Origin of the sequence: Sphingobium sp. MP9-4 (genome assembly GCF_005281675.1) — a bacterium.
In the GTDB taxonomy this organism is placed as follows: domain Bacteria; phylum Pseudomonadota; class Alphaproteobacteria; order Sphingomonadales; family Sphingomonadaceae; genus Sphingobium; species Sphingobium yanoikuyae.
The window spans coordinates 58,258-74,830 of record NZ_LUFI01000038.1; the positions used below are offsets into that span (position 1 = coordinate 58,258).

At 65.8% G+C, this 16,573-nt stretch carries 15 protein-coding genes; 8 read left to right on the forward strand and 7 right to left on the reverse strand.

Going from position 1 to position 16,573, the window contains the following annotated elements:
• Positions 1–6: 6 nt before the first annotated feature.
• Positions 7–1,371 carry an amidase gene (locus A0U87_RS12905; RefSeq protein WP_234415652.1) on the forward strand — a complete coding sequence of 455 codons (1,365 nt, stop codon included), beginning with the start codon at positions 7–9 and terminating at the stop codon, positions 1,369–1,371.
• On the opposite strand, the gene A0U87_RS12910 is transcribed toward A0U87_RS12905, so the two are convergent.
• The 3 genes from A0U87_RS12910 to A0U87_RS12920 form a co-directional block, all read right to left on the reverse strand.
• A complete protein-coding gene (locus A0U87_RS12910; protein ID WP_048936363.1) occupies positions 1,368–2,087 on the reverse strand; it encodes a dienelactone hydrolase family protein in 720 nt (239 codons plus the stop codon). The genes A0U87_RS12905 and A0U87_RS12910 overlap by 4 nt on opposite strands.
• Before the next feature lie 30 nt (positions 2,088–2,117).
• Complete coding sequence (locus A0U87_RS12915; RefSeq protein ID WP_048936364.1) at positions 2,118–3,116, reverse strand: 50S ribosomal protein L11 methyltransferase; 999 nt, start codon at positions 3,114–3,116, stop codon at positions 2,118–2,120.
• A 197-nt stretch (positions 3,117–3,313) separates the two neighbouring features.
• A complete protein-coding gene (locus tag A0U87_RS12920) occupies positions 3,314–4,645 on the reverse strand; it encodes a methyl-accepting chemotaxis protein (protein WP_029547951.1) in 1,332 nt (443 codons plus the stop codon).
• Positions 4,646–4,817: 172 nt separating this feature from the next.
• On the opposite strand from A0U87_RS12920, the gene sdhC reads away from it, so the two are divergent.
• From sdhC to A0U87_RS12940, 4 genes are all read left to right on the forward strand, one after another.
• On the forward strand, positions 4,818–5,213 hold the full coding sequence (gene sdhC / locus A0U87_RS12925; RefSeq protein WP_037490915.1) for a succinate dehydrogenase, cytochrome b556 subunit: 396 nt from the start codon (positions 4,818–4,820) through the stop codon (positions 5,211–5,213).
• The gene (gene sdhD, locus A0U87_RS12930) at positions 5,213–5,602 is read left to right on the forward strand and encodes a succinate dehydrogenase, hydrophobic membrane anchor protein (RefSeq protein ID WP_004210192.1); all 390 of its coding nucleotides are present in this window, start codon (positions 5,213–5,215) and stop codon (positions 5,600–5,602) included. Before sdhC ends, sdhD begins: the two co-directional genes overlap by 1 nt.
• Positions 5,602–7,416 carry a succinate dehydrogenase flavoprotein subunit gene (gene sdhA / locus A0U87_RS12935; protein WP_004210194.1) on the forward strand — a complete coding sequence of 605 codons (1,815 nt, stop codon included), beginning with the start codon at positions 5,602–5,604 and terminating at the stop codon, positions 7,414–7,416. The genes sdhD and sdhA overlap by 1 nt, the downstream gene beginning before the upstream one ends.
• A 124-nt stretch (positions 7,417–7,540) precedes the next feature.
• Positions 7,541–8,167, forward strand: a complete 627-nt coding sequence (locus A0U87_RS12940) for a hypothetical protein (RefSeq protein WP_048936454.1) — start codon at positions 7,541–7,543, stop codon at positions 8,165–8,167.
• Positions 8,168–8,176: 9 nt separating this feature from the next.
• Here the strand turns inward: A0U87_RS12940 and A0U87_RS12945 are convergent, their stop codons facing one another.
• Both A0U87_RS12945 and A0U87_RS12950 read right to left on the reverse strand, forming a co-directional pair.
• Positions 8,177–8,641 (reverse strand): hypothetical protein, encoded by a 465-nt coding sequence (locus tag A0U87_RS12945; protein ID WP_048936365.1) that lies wholly within the window; start codon positions 8,639–8,641, stop codon positions 8,177–8,179.
• Positions 8,638–9,123 (reverse strand): copper chaperone PCu(A)C, encoded by a 486-nt coding sequence (locus tag A0U87_RS12950; protein ID WP_037515827.1) that lies wholly within the window; start codon positions 9,121–9,123, stop codon positions 8,638–8,640. The genes A0U87_RS12945 and A0U87_RS12950 overlap by 4 nt, the downstream gene beginning before the upstream one ends.
• Before the next feature lie 177 nt (positions 9,124–9,300).
• On the opposite strand from A0U87_RS12950, the gene dnaK reads away from it, so the two are divergent.
• Positions 9,301–11,199 carry a molecular chaperone DnaK gene (gene dnaK, locus A0U87_RS12955; protein WP_004210200.1) on the forward strand — a complete coding sequence of 633 codons (1,899 nt, stop codon included), beginning with the start codon at positions 9,301–9,303 and terminating at the stop codon, positions 11,197–11,199.
• Positions 11,200–11,302: 103 nt separating this feature from the next.
• Positions 11,303–12,439 (forward strand): molecular chaperone DnaJ, encoded by a 1,137-nt coding sequence (gene dnaJ, locus A0U87_RS12960; protein ID WP_048936455.1) that lies wholly within the window; start codon positions 11,303–11,305, stop codon positions 12,437–12,439.
• A gap of 18 nt (positions 12,440–12,457) precedes the next feature.
• Here dnaJ and A0U87_RS12965 read toward each other — a convergent pair whose 3' ends face one another.
• Positions 12,458–13,756 (reverse strand): amino acid permease, encoded by a 1,299-nt coding sequence (locus A0U87_RS12965; RefSeq protein WP_048936456.1) that lies wholly within the window; start codon positions 13,754–13,756, stop codon positions 12,458–12,460.
• A gap of 122 nt (positions 13,757–13,878) precedes the next feature.
• Between A0U87_RS12965 and A0U87_RS12970 the strand changes: the two genes are divergently transcribed.
• On the forward strand, positions 13,879–14,763 hold the full coding sequence (locus A0U87_RS12970) for a DUF3617 family protein (RefSeq protein ID WP_048936366.1): 885 nt from the start codon (positions 13,879–13,881) through the stop codon (positions 14,761–14,763).
• A 6-nt stretch (positions 14,764–14,769) separates the two neighbouring features.
• Here A0U87_RS12970 and A0U87_RS12975 read toward each other — a convergent pair whose 3' ends face one another.
• A complete protein-coding gene (locus A0U87_RS12975; protein WP_048936367.1) occupies positions 14,770–16,572 on the reverse strand; it encodes an acyl-CoA dehydrogenase C-terminal domain-containing protein in 1,803 nt (600 codons plus the stop codon).
• Between the last annotated feature and the right edge of the window lies 1 nt (position 16,573).

Sequence of the window (16,573 nt, forward strand, 5' to 3'; positions counted from 1 at the left end):
GGCGGCGTGACGCGACGGACGATCCTGCACGGCGCCGGTGGCGCCATGGCGCTCGGCACCGTCGGCGCGCCGGCCATCGCCAAATCCCGCCCGTCGCGCGAGCGTCTGGAAGCCGCGCTCGCGCGCATCGCCGACCCGGCGGGGGAGGGCAGGCGCACCTACCTCACCCTCTATGCGGACAGCGCGCGGGCGGCGGCGGATGCGGCCGATGCCCGCGCCGCTTCGCCGCTCTCGCCGATCGACGGCGCGATCGTCAGCATCAAGGATCTGTTCGATGTCGCGGGCGAGCCGACCCGCGCCGGTTCGCTGATCCTGGCCGATGCCCCGCCCGCCACCGTCGATGCGCCGGTCGTTGCCCGGCTGAAGCAGGCCGGCGCGGTGATCGTCGGCAAGACCAACATGGTCGAATTCGCCTTTTCCGGCGTCGGCGTGAATCCCCATTATGGCACGCCGGGCAATCCGGCCGACCGGGGCCGCGTGCCGGGCGGATCGACCAGCGGCGGCGGCGTCGCGGTGGCCGATCAGATGTGCGAGATCGCCATCGGCACCGATACCGGCGGTTCCTGCCGCATCCCCGCTGCGCTGTGCGGTGTCGTCGGTTACAAGCCGACCAAGGCGCGGGTGCCGACCGACGGCGCCTTTCCGCTCTCGCCCACGCTCGATTCGATCGGGCCGATCGCAACCAGCGTCGACGCCTGTTTCCGCACCGATGCGATCTTGGCGGGCGAGGCGCCCCGCCGGCTCGACCTCGCACCGCTCAAGGGGCTGCGCGCCGGCATTTCCCAGGGCCTGCCGCTGGCCGATCTGGACGCGACCGTCGCGGCGCGTTTTGCCGATGCGCTGGCGCGGCTGGGCAAGGCGGGTGTGACGCTCAGTGACGAGGTCTTCCCGCAATTCGATGCGATGCAGGCGCTCCAGTCGCCGGTGCCGATCGCCTCGGTCGAGGCCTATGCCATCCATCGCGATCGAATCGCGACCCGTGCGCAGGATTTCGATCCGATCGTGCTGGCGCGGATGCAGGCGGGCCGTGACGTGACGCGCGAACGCCATAAGCAGATGCTGGTGGAGCGCGCTGCGCTGGTGCGGTCGATGGACGCGCGCCTGGCCGGACTGGACATATTGGTGTTGCCGACCACGCCGATCGTCGCGCCGACTCAGGCCGAAGTGGCGAATGCCGACGCCTTCGTCGCCCGCAACCGGCTGCTGCTGCGCAACACCGGCCTCGGCAACAGCTTCGACCTGTGCGCCATTTCCCTGCCGCTGCCGCGCGAGGGCGGCCTGCCGGTCGGCCTGATGCTGATGGCGCGGGCCGGGCAGGACCGGCGCCTGTTCGCGATCGCGGCAGCGGTGGAGAAGCTGCTCGCGGTTTAGCCGAACAGCTCGTCGAGGAAATTCACCATCGCGCGGAAACTGCGCCGGTCGGCGTCGGCGCTATAGGCCAGCCCCTTTTCGGGCATATGGACGCTTTCGTCGGTGAAGGCGTGGCCGGTGTGGCCATAGGCATGAATCTGCCAGTCGCAGCCCGCCTCGGTCAGTTCCTTCGCCAGGCCGACGGTCGCTTCGGGCGGGGCGATCGGGTCTTCCCAGCCATGGCAGACCAGCAGCTTGGCGGTAATCGTGGCGTTGGGGAAGGGCGGTGCCTCATAGACCCCGTGGAAGCTGACGCCGCCGGCAATGTCGGTGCCCGCGCGGGCCAGGTCGAGCACGCATTTGCCGCCGAAGCAGAAGCCGATCGCGGCCGTGCGGGCGGCATCGACCGCCGACATATCCTTGAGCAGCGCGTGGGCGCCCAGCATCCGGTCACGCAGCAGCGCGCGGTCGGCGTTGAGCTCGTTCATGTAGCGCCCGGCATCGGGATCTTCGCGGGTGGTGCGCTTGCCCTGGCCAAAGACGTCGGCGACCAGCACCGCATAGCCCAGCGCCGCAACCTTTTCCGCATAGGCAAAGTCGGCTTCCTTGGTGCCCAGGACATTGGGCACCAGCAGGATGCCCGGCACCGGGCCGGCGGCGGCATTGTCGACCACGGCGACGCTTTCGAACGTGCCGCCTGGACCGTCATGGATGATCGTCTGACGGGTGAGGACCATGAAAGCGTCTCCTGTGGATAAGTCGAAAAGTCAGATGCTGCCGAAGCCGGGGGCTTCGCCACGCGCGGCGGCATTGATGCGGCGGGGCCGCTTCCAGCCGATCTGCGGCCGCTTGCGCAGGCGCAGCGTCGGCCAATGGCCGCGATCGCTGCGTTCGGCGAGGCGCATGCCCTGCGCGCGATAGGCGGCGATTACCGCATCGGCCTGTTCATTGAGCAGGCCGGCGAGCACGATCGTGCCGCCATCCTCCACCAATGCGCAGAGCGATGGCGCCAGTTCGATCAGCGGCCCGGCCAGGATATTGGCGATCAGCAGGTCATAGGGCGCGCGCCCGACCAGCGCGGGATGATCCACGCCGGCAGCGGTGCAGAGCGCCAACTGGCCGGCGCCCCCGCCCAGGGCAATGCCGTTCGCCACGGCGTTCTCGCGGCTGATGTCGACCGCCACCGGATCGATGTCGGAAGCAATCGCATGGGCGCGCGGCCACAATGTCATCGCGGCAAAGGCGAGCAGGCCGGTGCCGGTGCCGATATCGGCGACATTGCGGAAGCGCATGCCGACGCCGCGCATCCGGTCGATCATCGCCAGGCAGCCGGCGGTGGTCTCATGCTGGCCGGTGCCAAAGGCGCGACTCGCCTCGATCAGGAAATTGACATGGCCGGGCTGTTCGGGATCGCTGGCGACATTGCGCACATGGAATCGACCGGCGGTGACGGGTTCCAGCCCCTGCTGGCTCATCGTCACCCAATCCTCGTCGGGCAGCGCTTCCACCTGCGGCTTGATGCCCGATGCGCTGGGCACCAGGGTCTTGAGCAGCTTGATCGCCGCCGGGCTCGGCTTGCCCTCGAAATAGGCGTCGAGCTGCCACTTATTCTCGTCGTCCGGCTCCGCCTCGCTGGTCATCAGCACCGGCGGATGCTCCATCAGGGCGAAGGCGGCGATGTCCCCGTCCAGCGCCTCCGCTTCGGCGCGGGTGCAGGGCAGGGTGACTTTCCAGCTCTGGGCGGCTGGCGCAGCGACATCATTCATGCCGCCGCCTTTAGACCAGCAGAGGGAAGAGGGGAAGCATCTGGCAATTGTCAGATTGGGCTCAGGCCGGAGCGAAAATAGTGACTTTCGAGAACCTCGGACCGAGTCACGTGCCTCGGTCCGACGGAACGTGCTTGAAGCACGTGAGCACCGGAAGCGCAGAAAGGCGCTATTTGCAGCCCGGCCTCAGCCCAGTCTCAGGCGACCTGGCGGCCGAAGTCGCTGGAGGCATGCCGCAGGCTGGACAGCTTGCCCTCGACGCTCATGAAGCCGCGTTCCAACTGGTCGATTTCCGATGCGACCACTTCGGTGTCCTGGCGGATCGCCGAAATGGTGGTCGACATCGAGTCGGCCGCCAGCGCGGTCTCGTCGACGGCGGCGGTGATCATCGTCACGGTCTGGGCCTGGGCGTCCATGGCGTGGCGGATGCGCTGGGCACTGGCCTGCACTTCGCCCACGGTATCGCGGATGCGCTCGTTGGTCTCCACCGACTGGCGGGTCGATGCCTGGATGGCGGCGATCTTGCCGGCAATCTCGTCGGTGGCACGGGCGGTCTGGTTGGCCAGGCTCTTCACTTCCTGCGCCACCACGGCAAAGCCGCGACCGGCGTCACCGGCACGGGCGGCCTCGATCGTGGCGTTGAGCGCCAGCAGGTTGGTCTGGCCGGCAATGTCGCGGATCAGGCCCAGGATCGATTCGATCGACTTGGCATGGTCCGACAGGGTGGCCGACATGGAAACGGCGTCGCCCGATTGCGACGCGGCGCGCTGTGCCACTTCGGCGGCGCTTTCCACTTCGGTGCGCGCGTCCTCGATGGCGCGGATCAGGCCGGCCGAGGTGCGGGCAGCCTCGCGCATCGCAAGGGCGGATTGTTCGGCGGCTGCGGCGACTTCCGACGCCTTGCCCAGCATACCGCGGGTCGCGGCAGAGGCATCCTTGGCCTGCTCGCGCAGCGATTCGCCCAGCTGCGACGCGCCGTCGATCTCGCCCATGATGCGCTGTTCGAACAGGACGCCGAACTGCTGGCGCGCATTGCGCTGGCTTTCGGCATCGTCGATCGCGATCACATTGGCCATCAGCCCGGCATCGACCATGCCGACCTGCGCCATGATGTCGACCAGCCGGCGCCGGGTGGCGTCGTCGGCTGCGCGTTCCCAGATGATATCGGTCAGTTTCTCGTTGGCCGCGGCGACGGGCAGCAGCACGCCGCGCACCGAAATGCCGTGCTTGCGGGCGTGGCGGACGCAGGCGGTGGAGGACAGCGCCCAGTCGCCGGCGCTGTAATGGCGCAGCTTCTGGCGGACATATTCATGCGCGGCGGTCTCGATCTTCGCCAGCGTCGTGGGCTGCAACCGGTTTCGCAGGCCCGAACTGTCCATATAGGTAGAGAAGAAGGTGCGCGCGGCAATCACCGCATCGTCGGCAACCAGCTGCTCGATTTCGGCCATGCCACGGGCCAGATCACCGCGGGGGTCCACTTCGGCCAGCATCTGGGCGATGGCGTTCCTGGGCGTGGTGGCGGAAGTCATGGATTGCAGAACCCCAAATAGGTGTCAGGACGAACCAGGCGGTGATAGCGCCATTTGGTTAATCACTTCTTATTTGGGCGCGCGCATCGACATGGTCCGCGCGGCTTGCCCTTCGGCGTCTTCGCTCCTAAGGGGAGCGGACTCAAAGGACATAGCAGGGACCTGGGTAGACATGGCGCGAACCACAAGCCGGCCGCTCTCGCCGCATTTGACGATCTGGAAATGGGGGCCGGCAATGGCCGTCTCCATCATTCACCGCGTGACGGGCAATGGCCTGGCCACCGCTGGTGCTCTTGGCCTCATCTGGTGGCTGATGGCCGCCGCGACCGGCCCGGAAGCCTATGCCACCTTCGTCACCTGCGCGACCTCGCCGATCGGCTATCTGGTCATGGCGGGCCTGTCCTGGTTCTTCTTCCAGCACCTCTTCTCGGGTCTGCGTCACTTCGTGCTCGACATGGGTGCGGGTTATGACCTGAAGACCAGCAAGACCTGGTCGATCCTGACCTTCGTGCTGTCGACGATCGCCACCGCCGCCTTCTGGGCCGCGATCTGCCTGGGGAAATTCTGATGGGAACCGGAACCGGAATCGGCCGCGTCCGCGGTCTTGGCTCGGCCAAGCATGGCGCGCACCACTGGCTGGCACAGCGCTACACCGCCATCGGCAATCTGCTGCTGGTGCTGTGGCTGCTCTTCAGCCTGATCGCGCTGCCCGGTCTCGATTATGAGAGCGTGGTCAACTGGATCCACAATCCGCTGGTCGCCGTGCCGCTGATGCTGATGGTCGTCAGCATCTTCATGCATCTGCGTCTGGGCATGCAGGTCATGCTGGAGGACTATGTCCACGACAAGGGCCTGGCCTTCTTCTCGATGCTGTTGCTGAACTTCTATGCCTATGCCGGCGCTGCCGCGGGCGTCTTCGCGATCGCCAAGATCGCCTTCATCGGGGTCGTCAAGTAATGAGCGAAGCTTACAAGATCATCGACCATACCTACGACACCGTCGTCGTGGGTGCCGGCGGCTCGGGCCTGCGCGCCACCATGGGCAGCGCCGAAGCGGGTCTCAAGACCGCCTGCATCACCAAGCTGTTCCCGACCCGCAGCCACACCGTGGCGGCGCAGGGCGGCATCGCCGCCTCGCTCGGCAACAACAGCCCCGATCACTGGACCTGGCACATGTACGACACCGTCAAGGGGTCGGACTGGCTGGGCGACCAGGACGCGATCGAATATATGGTGCGCGAAGCGCCGGCGGCGGTGATCGAGCTGGAACATGCCGGCGTGCCGTTCAGCCGCAACCAGGACGGCACCATCTATCAGCGTCCGTTCGGCGGCCACATGCAGAATATGGGCGCCGGCCCGCCGGTGCAGCGCACTTGCGCCGCCGCCGACCGCACCGGCCACGCCATGCTGCACGCTCTCTATCAGCAGAGCCTGAAGTATGACGCCGACTTCTACATCGAATATTTCGCCATCGACCTGATCATGGAAGATGGCCCGAACGGCAAGGAATGCCGCGGCGTCATCGCCATCTGCATGGAAGATGGCAGCATCCACCGCTTCCGCAGCCATGCCGTCGTGCTGGCGACCGGTGGCTATGGCCGCGCCTATTTCTCGGCCACCTCGGCCCATAGCTGCACCGGCGACGGTGGCGGCATGGTGCTGCGCGCCGGCCTGCCGCTGCAGGATCTGGAATTCGTCCAGTTCCACCCGACCGGCATCTATGGCGCGGGCGTGCTGATCACCGAAGGCGCGCGCGGCGAAGGCGGCTACCTCACCAATTCCGAAGGCGAGCGTTTCATGGAACGCTATGCCCCCTCGGCGAAGGATCTGGCGTCGCGTGACGTCGTGTCGCGCTCGATGGCGATGGAAATGCGCGAGGGTCGTGGCGTCGGCGAGCACAAGGATCATATCTTCCTGCACCTCGACCATATCGACCCCAAGGTTCTGGCCGAGCGCCTGCCGGGCATCACCGAAAGCGGCAAGATCTTTGCCGGTGTCGATCTGACCCGCCAGCCGCTGCCGGTGACCCCGACGGTCCATTACAATATGGGCGGCATCCCCTGTAACTATCATGGCCAGGTGGTGACGAAGGTCGGCGACGATCCGGAAGTCGTGGTGCCGGGCCTGTTCGCGGTCGGCGAAGCGGCTTGCGTGTCGGTCCATGGCGCTAACCGCCTGGGCTCCAATTCGCTGATCGACCTTGTCGTGTTCGGCCGCGCAACCGGCCTGTTCCTCAAGGACAATCTCAAGCCCAACACCCCGCACAAGCCGCTGCCGGCCAATGCGGCCGATCTGGCGCTGTCGCGCCTCGATCACTACCGCAATGCCAATGGCACCACCTCGACGGCGGACATCCGCATGGACATGCAGCGCACCATGCAGAAGCATGCTGCCGTGTTCCGCGACAGCGAATTGCTGGCCGATGGCGTCGTCAAGATGCAGGCGGTCAACAAGCGCCTTCAGGACGTCAAGATCGCCGACCGTTCGCTGATCTGGAACACCGACCTGATCGAGACGCTGGAACTGGACAATCTCATGAGCCAGGCCATCTGCACGATGGAAGGCGCCGAGGCCCGCAAGGAATCGCGCGGCGCCCATGCGCATGAGGATTTCCCGAACCGCGACGACGAAAACTGGATGAAGCACACCATCAGCTGGTTCGAAGGCTGGGGTGGTTCGAGCGGCAAGGTGACCCTCGATTATCGTCCGGTCCACGATTATACGATGACCGACGAGGCCGAGTATATCAAGCCGAAGGCGCGCGTATACTAAGCCTCTGGCATCATGCCGGAAATCCGAAGAGGGCGGGCCATCTGGTCCGCCCTTTTTCTTTGCCCATTGCCAGCGCGCGATCAGGCTCTAGCTTGGGTGCCGATCGATCAAGGAGGTGCCGGCGATGCGGAAACCTGTTGGACGTCAGGGGATAATCCTGCTGCCCTTGTTGCTGACGGCTGCGGCCCCGCCCCAGGATGTGGACGCGGTGCTCGCGCTGACGCGGACAACGAAAGCGACATATGCGGTCTGCACCTGGAATGTGGTGACGCCCAGTGAGGAAGTGCAGCTCAAGGAATGGGCGGCCGAATATCATCAGGGCGACCGTCACCGGGTCGAAACCCCGCGCGACCGGATCGTCGCCAATTGCGCCACGGGGGAGGCGCAGCATCTCGACGTGCGCACTGGTGAAGTGTCAACTTCGCCGTCACTCGCGGCCGCCGCCTGTGGCGTCGATGCCAACCGCAAACTGGTCGCCAAGGAGTTTCTGGGGCGGGAGACCGGCGGTCGCTATGGCCCCGTATCCCGCATCGCGGTGGCCGATGACGGCAATCTGCGCACCTATGATGTGCTCGACGACGGCGCGATCATCGCGGCGACGATCCATGACGCCAATGGCGACGCGACGGAGCGGCTGACCAGCGCGGTCCTCACCTACAGCCACAGCCTGCCCGAAGCCGATATCTTCTCCACCGCCTCGCTCAGCCGCAGCGTCGTCCCCGACGGTTGCCGCAGCGGCCATGGGGGATGAGGGGAGCGATTAGGTCACGGCAAACGGTAACAGCGCCTCATAAACCGCGATCCCCGGCTTGCCTTCCACTCGGCCACCCTGGCGCAGGATGAAGGCATGGCGGACGATCTCGGCCTGCTGCTCGATGCCATATCGGGCGAAGGGCTTGCCCGGCTCGATCGCATAATCATAACGGCAGAAGGGGTGTCGCATCAGCGGCAGCCAATATTTGCCCGACCGCTGCGCCTGCCAGACATGGGTCATTTCATGGATGAACAGGCCCTGCAGGCTGAGCGGGCTGGCGCAGAAATCGTCGCAGAACAATCCGCCTTCGGGATGAAACCAAAGGTCGCCGTCGGGCGCCATGGTCACGGCGCGCGGCTGGAAGGGCCACCATTTGCGGTTGTGGACGCGCACCCGGTCATAGGCGATCGCGTCGCCGAACATCGTCCGGGCGAGCGCGGCCTCCTCAAGTGTCAGCGGGCGGCTGGTCAATGCGCCTTATGCTCTTCCGTCGCATTGCCCGCGGCAGGCGCCGGTGCTGCGCTGCCGTCGGGCTTGCGGATCACCGCATCGACCAGCAACCGGTCGCCGTTCGACATCAGGAAGGTGAGCTGCATCTTGCCCCGGCTGATCGCGGTATCGTTGACGCCCCAGATCATCAGGTGCTTGCCGCCCGGCGCGAAGGCCACCGTGCCCTTGGCCGGCACGTCGACGCTCTCGATCGGCTGCATCGACATCATGCCGTCCTTGCCGACGCTCTCATGCATCTCGACCTTGAGCGCATAGTCGGTCATCACCCCGCGCAACTGCACCCCGGCATCGCCGCCATGCGCCACGAAATAGCCGGCCGAGGGCGTATCCTTGTTGGGCGACAGCCGGACCCAGGCCTGGTCGACATAGCTGGGCGCAGGGTCGCCGCAGCCGGCAAGGGCCAGCGGCGCGGCGAGGGCGATAAGGGCAAGGGGCGCACGCATGGATCAGGGCTCCGTGACTGTCTCGTTTCCGGTCAATGCCTGACTAATCGCGCCTGATCCTTGTGCCAAGCGAAAGCGCGCCTATATCCCTTGCGCAAACCGGCCTTGCCTTGGCGCTTACGTGAGGTATTGGGCCGTCAACCGCTGAATTTATTTTGGGGTTCAAAGAGGACACAAATGGCAAAAGTTATCGGTATCGACCTTGGCACGACCAACAGCTGTATCGCTGTGATGGACGGCGGCAAGCCCAAGGTGATCGAGAATGCGGAAGGTGCGCGCACCACGCCGTCGATCGTCGCCTTCGCCAAGGATGGCGAACGTCTGATCGGCCAGCCGGCCAAGCGCCAGGCTGTCACCAATCCGGACAATACGATTTTCGCGGTGAAGCGCCTGATCGGCCGCCGCTTCGACGATCCCATGACCAAGAAGGACATGGAACTCGTCCCCTATGACATCGCGAAGGGCCCGAATGGCGACGCCTGGGTCAAGGCCGGTGGCGAGGAATATAGTCCGTCGCAGATCAGCGCCTTCATCCTGCAGAAGATGAAGGAAACCGCCGAGAGCTATCTGGGCGAAACCGTGACGCAGGCGGTCATCACCGTTCCCGCCTACTTCAACGACGCCCAGCGTCAGGCGACCAAGGACGCCGGCCAGATCGCGGGCCTCGAAGTGCTGCGCATCATCAACGAGCCGACTGCGGCCGCGCTCGCCTATGGCCTCGACAAGCAGGACGGCAAGACCATCGCCGTCTATGACCTTGGCGGCGGCACCTTCGACATCTCGATCCTGGAGATCGGCGATGGCGTGTTCGAAGTGAAGTCGACCAACGGCGACACCTTCCTGGGCGGCGAGGATTTCGACGCCAAGCTGGTCGAATATCTGGCTGCCGACTTCAAGAAGGCCGAGAGCATCGACCTCACCAAGGACAAGCTGGCCCTCCAGCGTCTGAAGGAAGCCGCTGAAAAGGCGAAGATCGAGCTGTCCTCGGCCCAGTCGACCGAAGTCAACCTGCCCTTCATCACCGCCGATCAGAATGGTCCCAAGCATCTGGTGAAGACGATCACCCGCGCCGATCTGGAGCGTCTGGTCGCCGACCTCATCAAGCGCACGATGGAGCCCTGCAAGAAGGCTCTGGCCGACGCCGGCGTGACCGCCAGCGAAATCAGCGAAGTCGTTCTGGTCGGCGGCATGACCCGCATGCCCAAGGTGCGCGAAGCCGTGAAGGAATTCTTCGGCAAGGAACCGCACACCGGCGTGAACCCGGACGAAGTCGTCGCCATGGGCGCCGCCATTCAGGCCGGCGTGCTGCAGGGCGACGTCAAGGACGTGCTGCTGCTCGACGTGACCCCGCTGAGCCTCGGCATCGAGACGCTGGGTGGCGTGTTCACCCGCATGATCGACCGTAACACCACCATCCCTGCCAAGAAGTCGCAGGTCTATTCGACCGCCGACGACAATCAGCAGGCGGTGACCATCCGCGTGTTCCAGGGCGAGCGTGAAATGGCGGCGGACAACAAGCTGCTCGGCCAGTTCGACCTGGTCGGCATCCCGCCGGCACCGCGCGGCGTGCCGCAGATCGAAGTCACCTTCGACATCGACGCCAACGGCCTGGTCAACGTGTCCGCCAAGGACAAGGGCACCGGCAAGGAACAGCAGATCCGCATCCAGGCCTCGGGCGGCCTCAGCGACTCCGACATCGACCAGATGGTCAAGGATGCCGAGCGCTTCGCCGAAGAGGACAAGAAGCGTCGTGAAGCCGCCGAAGCCAAGAACAACGCCGAAAGCCTGGTCCACACGACCGAGGCACAGCTGGCCGAACATGGCGACAAGGTCGACGCCTCGCTGAAGGGCGAGATCGAAGCCGCGATTGCCGAAACCAAGTCGGCGATCGAAGGTGGCGACGCCGAAGCCATGAAGGCCAAGGCGCAGGAACTCGCGACCGTCGCGATGAAGCTGGGCCAGGCGATCTACGAGAAGGAGCAGGCTGCTGCAGCCTCGCCGGAGGCCGAAGCGCCGAAGGCCGATGACGGCGTCGTCGACGCCGAATTCTCCGAAGTGGACGACAACAAGGCGTAAGCCCCATGAAACGCTCCTCGGCTTCGCTTCGGGCGGACAGGCTGGTTTCTGACCAGTGCATCCGTTCGGAGCGAGGCCGGGGACCGTGCGCGCCGAGGGCGAGATGACGACCGAAATCGACTATTACGAACTGCTCGAAGTAGAACGCACAGCCGACGGGGCCGCGATCAAGAGCGCCTATCGCAAGCTGGCGATGAAATATCACCCGGACAAGACCGGGGGCTGCACCGACAGCGAGGCCAAGTTCAAGGCCGTTTCCGAAGCCTATGACTGCCTGAAGGATCCGCAGAAGCGGGCGGCCTATGACCGGTTCGGTCATACCGCGTTCAAGCAGCAGCAACAGGGTGGCGGCGGCGGATTCCACGGCGGTGCCGGTGGTTTCTCCGACCTTGGCGATATTTTCGAGACGATCTTTGGCCAGGCCGGCTTTGGCGGCGGTGGTGGCGGACGCCAGCAGCAGCGCCGCGGCGCGGACCTGCGCTATGATCTCGAAATCACGCTGGACGAAGCCTATCATGGCAAGAAGACCGAGATCCAGATCGAGGTGTCGGCCGCCTGCGATAGCTGCGACGGTTCGGGCGCCCAGCCGGGCACCGGGGTCAAGACCTGCGGCACCTGCCATGGCCACGGCCAGGTGCGGGCACAGCAGGGCTTCTTCGTGGTCGAGCGGACCTGCCCCAGCTGCCATGGCGCGGGCCAGGTGATCGAAAGCCCCTGCAAATCCTGTCGCGGCGAAGGCCGGGTCGATCGGCCCAAGACGCTGTCGGTCAATATCCCGGCGGGCGTTGACGAAGGCACCCGCATTCGCCTGTCGGGCGAGGGCGAGGCCGGTGCGCGTGGCGCGCCAGCGGGCGATCTCTACATCTTCCTGCATGTGAAGCGGCACAGCATCTTCGAACGGGATGGCACCACGCTATTCTGTCGCGTGCCGGTCAGCATCACGACGGCGGCGCTGGGCGGAATGATCGAAGTGCCGGGCCTCGATGGCCAGCGGCACGAGATCAAGATCCCGAGCGGTATCCAGTCGGGCAAGCAGATCAAGCAGCGTGGCGCCGGCATGCCGGTGCTGAACGGCCGCGGTCAGGGCGACCTGGTCGTCCAGGTCGATGTCGAAACGCCGACCAAGCTGACGGCCAAGCAGCGCGAGTTGCTCGAAGCCTTCCGCGAGACCGAGACCGGCGAGGAATGCCCGCAATCGAGCGGCTTCTTCGGCAAGCTCAAGGAATTGTGGGGGGACTGATCCTCCCCACAGGACTGGTCAGGGCGTGGCGCTGGTGCGCCGCGCCCACCAGTAGAAGGGCAGGCCGCCCGCCATCAGCAGGAAGCTGGCGCCGCTGGGAACGAGGCCCGCGCCCCATAAAGTCCAGCAGGCATAGGCGAGGCCGACCGCTGCGGCGGGTACGGCAATCCGCAAGCGCAGCGCAGCCAGCGCACAACCCACATAGAGCCACAGCGTCGCCGATGTCGCGAGCAGCGCCATGGCGGTGAACAAGGCCACCAGCCCCTGCAGGCTGTTGGCGACCAGCAGCAGGCTGGCAAGGATGCTCGACAATATCAATCCGCGCACCGGCGTGCCGCGCGCATCCGTGCCCGCCAGCCAGGCCGGCAGCTCGCCTGCGCGCGCCATCGCCAGCGGCACCTCGCCCTGCAACAGGGTCCAGCCATTGAGCGCGCCAAGGCAACTGATGACGACGAAGGTCGCGATCAGGCTGGCGGGCCCGGCCGACCAATAATGGGTGACATAGGCGCCGAAGGGCGACCCGGTCTGGCTTTCGGCTCCGGGCAGGGTGAGGGCGATACCGGAACAGACGAACAGGTAGAGAAGGCCGGTGACCGCCGTGCCGATCATCGTCGCGCGCGGCACGGTGCGGGCGGGATCCTTGACCTTGTCGGCCGCGACCGAGGCGGATTCGAAACCGAGCAGGGCCCACAGCGTCAGTGCCGCCGCTGCCGTGATGCCGCTGCCGGTAAAGCCCTGGGCCGGGAAGGGCACGATTTCCGCCGTGCCGCGCCCGATCGTCAGCGCCAGCAGCACCAGCACGACCAGGATGGGCACGACCTTGATGATCGTCGTCACCAGTTGCGCCGTGCCGGCGGCATGGGCGCCGCGCAGGTTGATCGCGGTGGTCAGCCAGATGAAGCCGATCGAACAGAGCGCGCCCATGCCCGGCCGGTTCAACGCCGGCAACAGGCTGGACAGGTTGGCGGTGGCGGCGACCGCGATCGTCACATTGGTGATAATGATCGACAGCCAGTAGATCCAGCCGATCGCGAAGCCGGCCAGCGGGCCATAGGCGCGCGCGCTCATCTGCGCGGCATTGGCATCGGGCATGGCGACGGTCAGTCGGGCGATCACGAAGGCCAGGATCAAGGAGCCGGCGATGGTGAACACCCAGGCGGCGACCGCATCCCAGCCGAAGGGGGCGAGCGCAGCGGGCAGCAGGAACACGCCCGATCCGATCATGTTGCCCATGACCAGCGCGATGCAGGCGGCCAGCCCCAGCGTCCGCACCGGGCGGTGGGGGATCACATCCTGTGCCGGCGGCGGGCTGTCCATCATCCCTGTCTATCGGTGAAAAGGGGGCAGGGCCAGAGCGGATCGTTGCGCCTTCGTTCGGACTTGCATGGCGGCGCGCTTCGGGTGATCCTTGGCCAAGGACAGAGCAGGAGAGGCGGGACATGCGACCGATCGCGACAGGCGTGTTGATGCTTCTGTCCGCGTCGCTCGTCGCAGCCGATGCGGACGATCCGATCGTCGTCACTGCCGCCAAGCTGCGCAAGGTCGGTATCGACTATGATGTGCGCGGCCGCGACCTTGTCCGCTGCACGATCACGCGCAGCAGCGGCGAGGATCGGGTCGATCAGGCGATGTGCGAGTTCGTGCGCCAGTGCGTGGCCGATGGCCATGGCCGACGGCGCGAGGCGCAGGCCTGCGTCAGCGACCGGATCGCGGCGCTGGTCGATGCGGATATGGAGGCGGAGGATGTGGTCCTCGTTCGTCCCGCAGCGCTGGAACAGGCGCGGCAACCGGTCGCTTCGGTCGCGCTGCCCGGTCCGCAGATCAGCCTGCCGCCGGCCGAGCGGGATACGGACATCCTCGTGACCGGATCGCGCTACCGGATCAGGCCGGGTCTGTGGGAGATCGAGAAGGGGCGGATGTTCAGCCAGACGCGGGGTCTTCCAACGACTGGCCCCCGCCCGTCACGGGCGCCGCCGCCGCCGCCACCGGGCTATCGCTATCAGCTATGCCTCAGCCGCAGTGATGCGGAGACATTGCGGCAATTTGTCGACGATCATTTCGAGCGCGAGGGACACCAGGGCTGCATGATGGCGCGCATGGAGGTGGAGGAGGGGCGGCTGAGTGTCACCCGCTCCTGTCCTTCACGTTATGGCACGATCGATATGCGATTGAGCGCGCAGTTGACGGCCGAGCGGATTGAAGGGTTGATGCTCGCCAACACCGACACCGGGCGTTTTCAAACCGAGGACCGATATCTGCTCAACGGCCGGCGCATCGGCGAATGCCCGCCCTCCCGGCCCGAAGGCACGGCAGGGCGGGATTAAGGCTGATTAGGCCGCCAGGAACATGTCCGGGTCGAGCGCCATCAGCGTGTCGGCGCCGCCCTCGATCTTGCGACGGAGCGAACCGGCGTCGGGCATGATGCGCTCGGCAAAGAAGCGCGCGGTGACCAGCTTGGCTTCCAGGAAGCCGGCATCGCCTTCGCCCGCATCGAGCAGGCCGGTGGCGGCCTTCGCCATGCGCAGCCACATCAGGCCGGTGGCGACGATGCCCAGGATGTGCATGTAATGATGCGCGCCGGCCCCGGCATTATCGGGGTTCTTCATCGCGTTCTGCATCAACCACATGGTCGCCGCTTCGAGCTGGCCCTTGGCCTTTTCGAGCGCATCGGCGAAGCTCGCCAGCTTCTCGTTGGTCTTGGCCTCGGCGATTTCGGTGGCCAGGATCTTGAGGAAGGCCTGGAGCGCGCGGCCGCCATTCATCGGCAGCTTGCGACCGACCAGGTCCATCGCCTGCACGCCATTGGTGCCTTCGTAGATCTGGGCGATGCGGGCGTCGCGAACATACTGTTCCACGCCATTTTCCCAGATATAGCCATGGCCGCCGAACACCTGCTGGCTCGACACCGCAACGTCGAAGCCCTTGTCGGTGCCATAGCCCTTGATCACCGGGGTCAGCAGCTGCAGCAGATCGTCGGCCGCCTGGCGCTCTTCCTCGGTCGCGGCGCTGTGCGACAGGTCATGCTGCAATGCGCCCCACAGGATCAGCGCGCGCAGGCCTTCGGTCAGCGCCTTGCCTTCCATCAGCATGCGGCGGACATCGGGGTGGACGAACAGCGTGTCGGCCTTTTCCTCCGGCTCCTTGGGGCCGGTGAGTGCGCGGCCCTGGCGACGGTCCTTGGCGTAATGGACGGCGTTCTGGAACGCGATCTCGCCCTGGCCCAGGCCCTGCAGACCAACGCCCAGGCGCGCGGCGTTCATCATGATGAACATGGCGGCCAGGCCCTTATTCTCCTCGCCGACCAGCCAGCCCTTGGCGCCGTCATAGTTCATGACGCAGGTGGCGTTGCCGTGGATGCCCATCTTATGTTCGAGCGAGCCGCAGGACACGGCATTGCGGTCGCCCAGCGAGCCGTCTTCATTGACTATGAACTTGGGCACGACGAACAGCGAGATGCCCTTGCTGCTGTCGGGGGCGCCCGGCGTCTTGGCGAGGACGAGGTGGATGATATTCTCCGCCAGATCATGTTCGCCGGCCGAGATGAAGATCTTGGTGCCGCTGATCGCGAAGCTGCCATCGCCGTTCGGCACGGCCTTGGTCTTGATGAGGCCCAAGTCCGTGCCGGAATGGGGCTCGGTCAGGTTCATCGTGCCGGTCCAGACGCCCGACACCATGTTGGGCAGATAGGTGGCCTTCTGTTCGTCGCTGCCCTTGGCGATCAGCGCGGCGATCGCGCCGGCGGTCAGGCCATGATACATTTCGAACGCCTGGTTGGCCGACAGCACATATTCGGTGACGGCAGTGGCGACGACATTGGGCAGGCCCTGGCCGCCAAATTCGGTTGGCGCGTGCAGCGTGGTCCAGCCGCCCTCGACAAACTGGTCATAGGCAGCCTTGAAACCGGTCGGCGTGGTGACGCTGCCGTCGGCATGACGGGTACAGCCTTCCTTGTCGCCCACGGCGTTGATGGGGAACAGCACTTCCGACGCGATCTTGCCGCCTTCGGTCAGGATCGCTTCGACCAGGTCGGGGGTCGCATTCTCGAAACCGGGCAGATTGGCGTAGCGCTCCAGCCCGACGACATGGTCGAGCACGAAGCGGGTGTCGCGGACAGGGGCGTTGTAGCTGGGCATG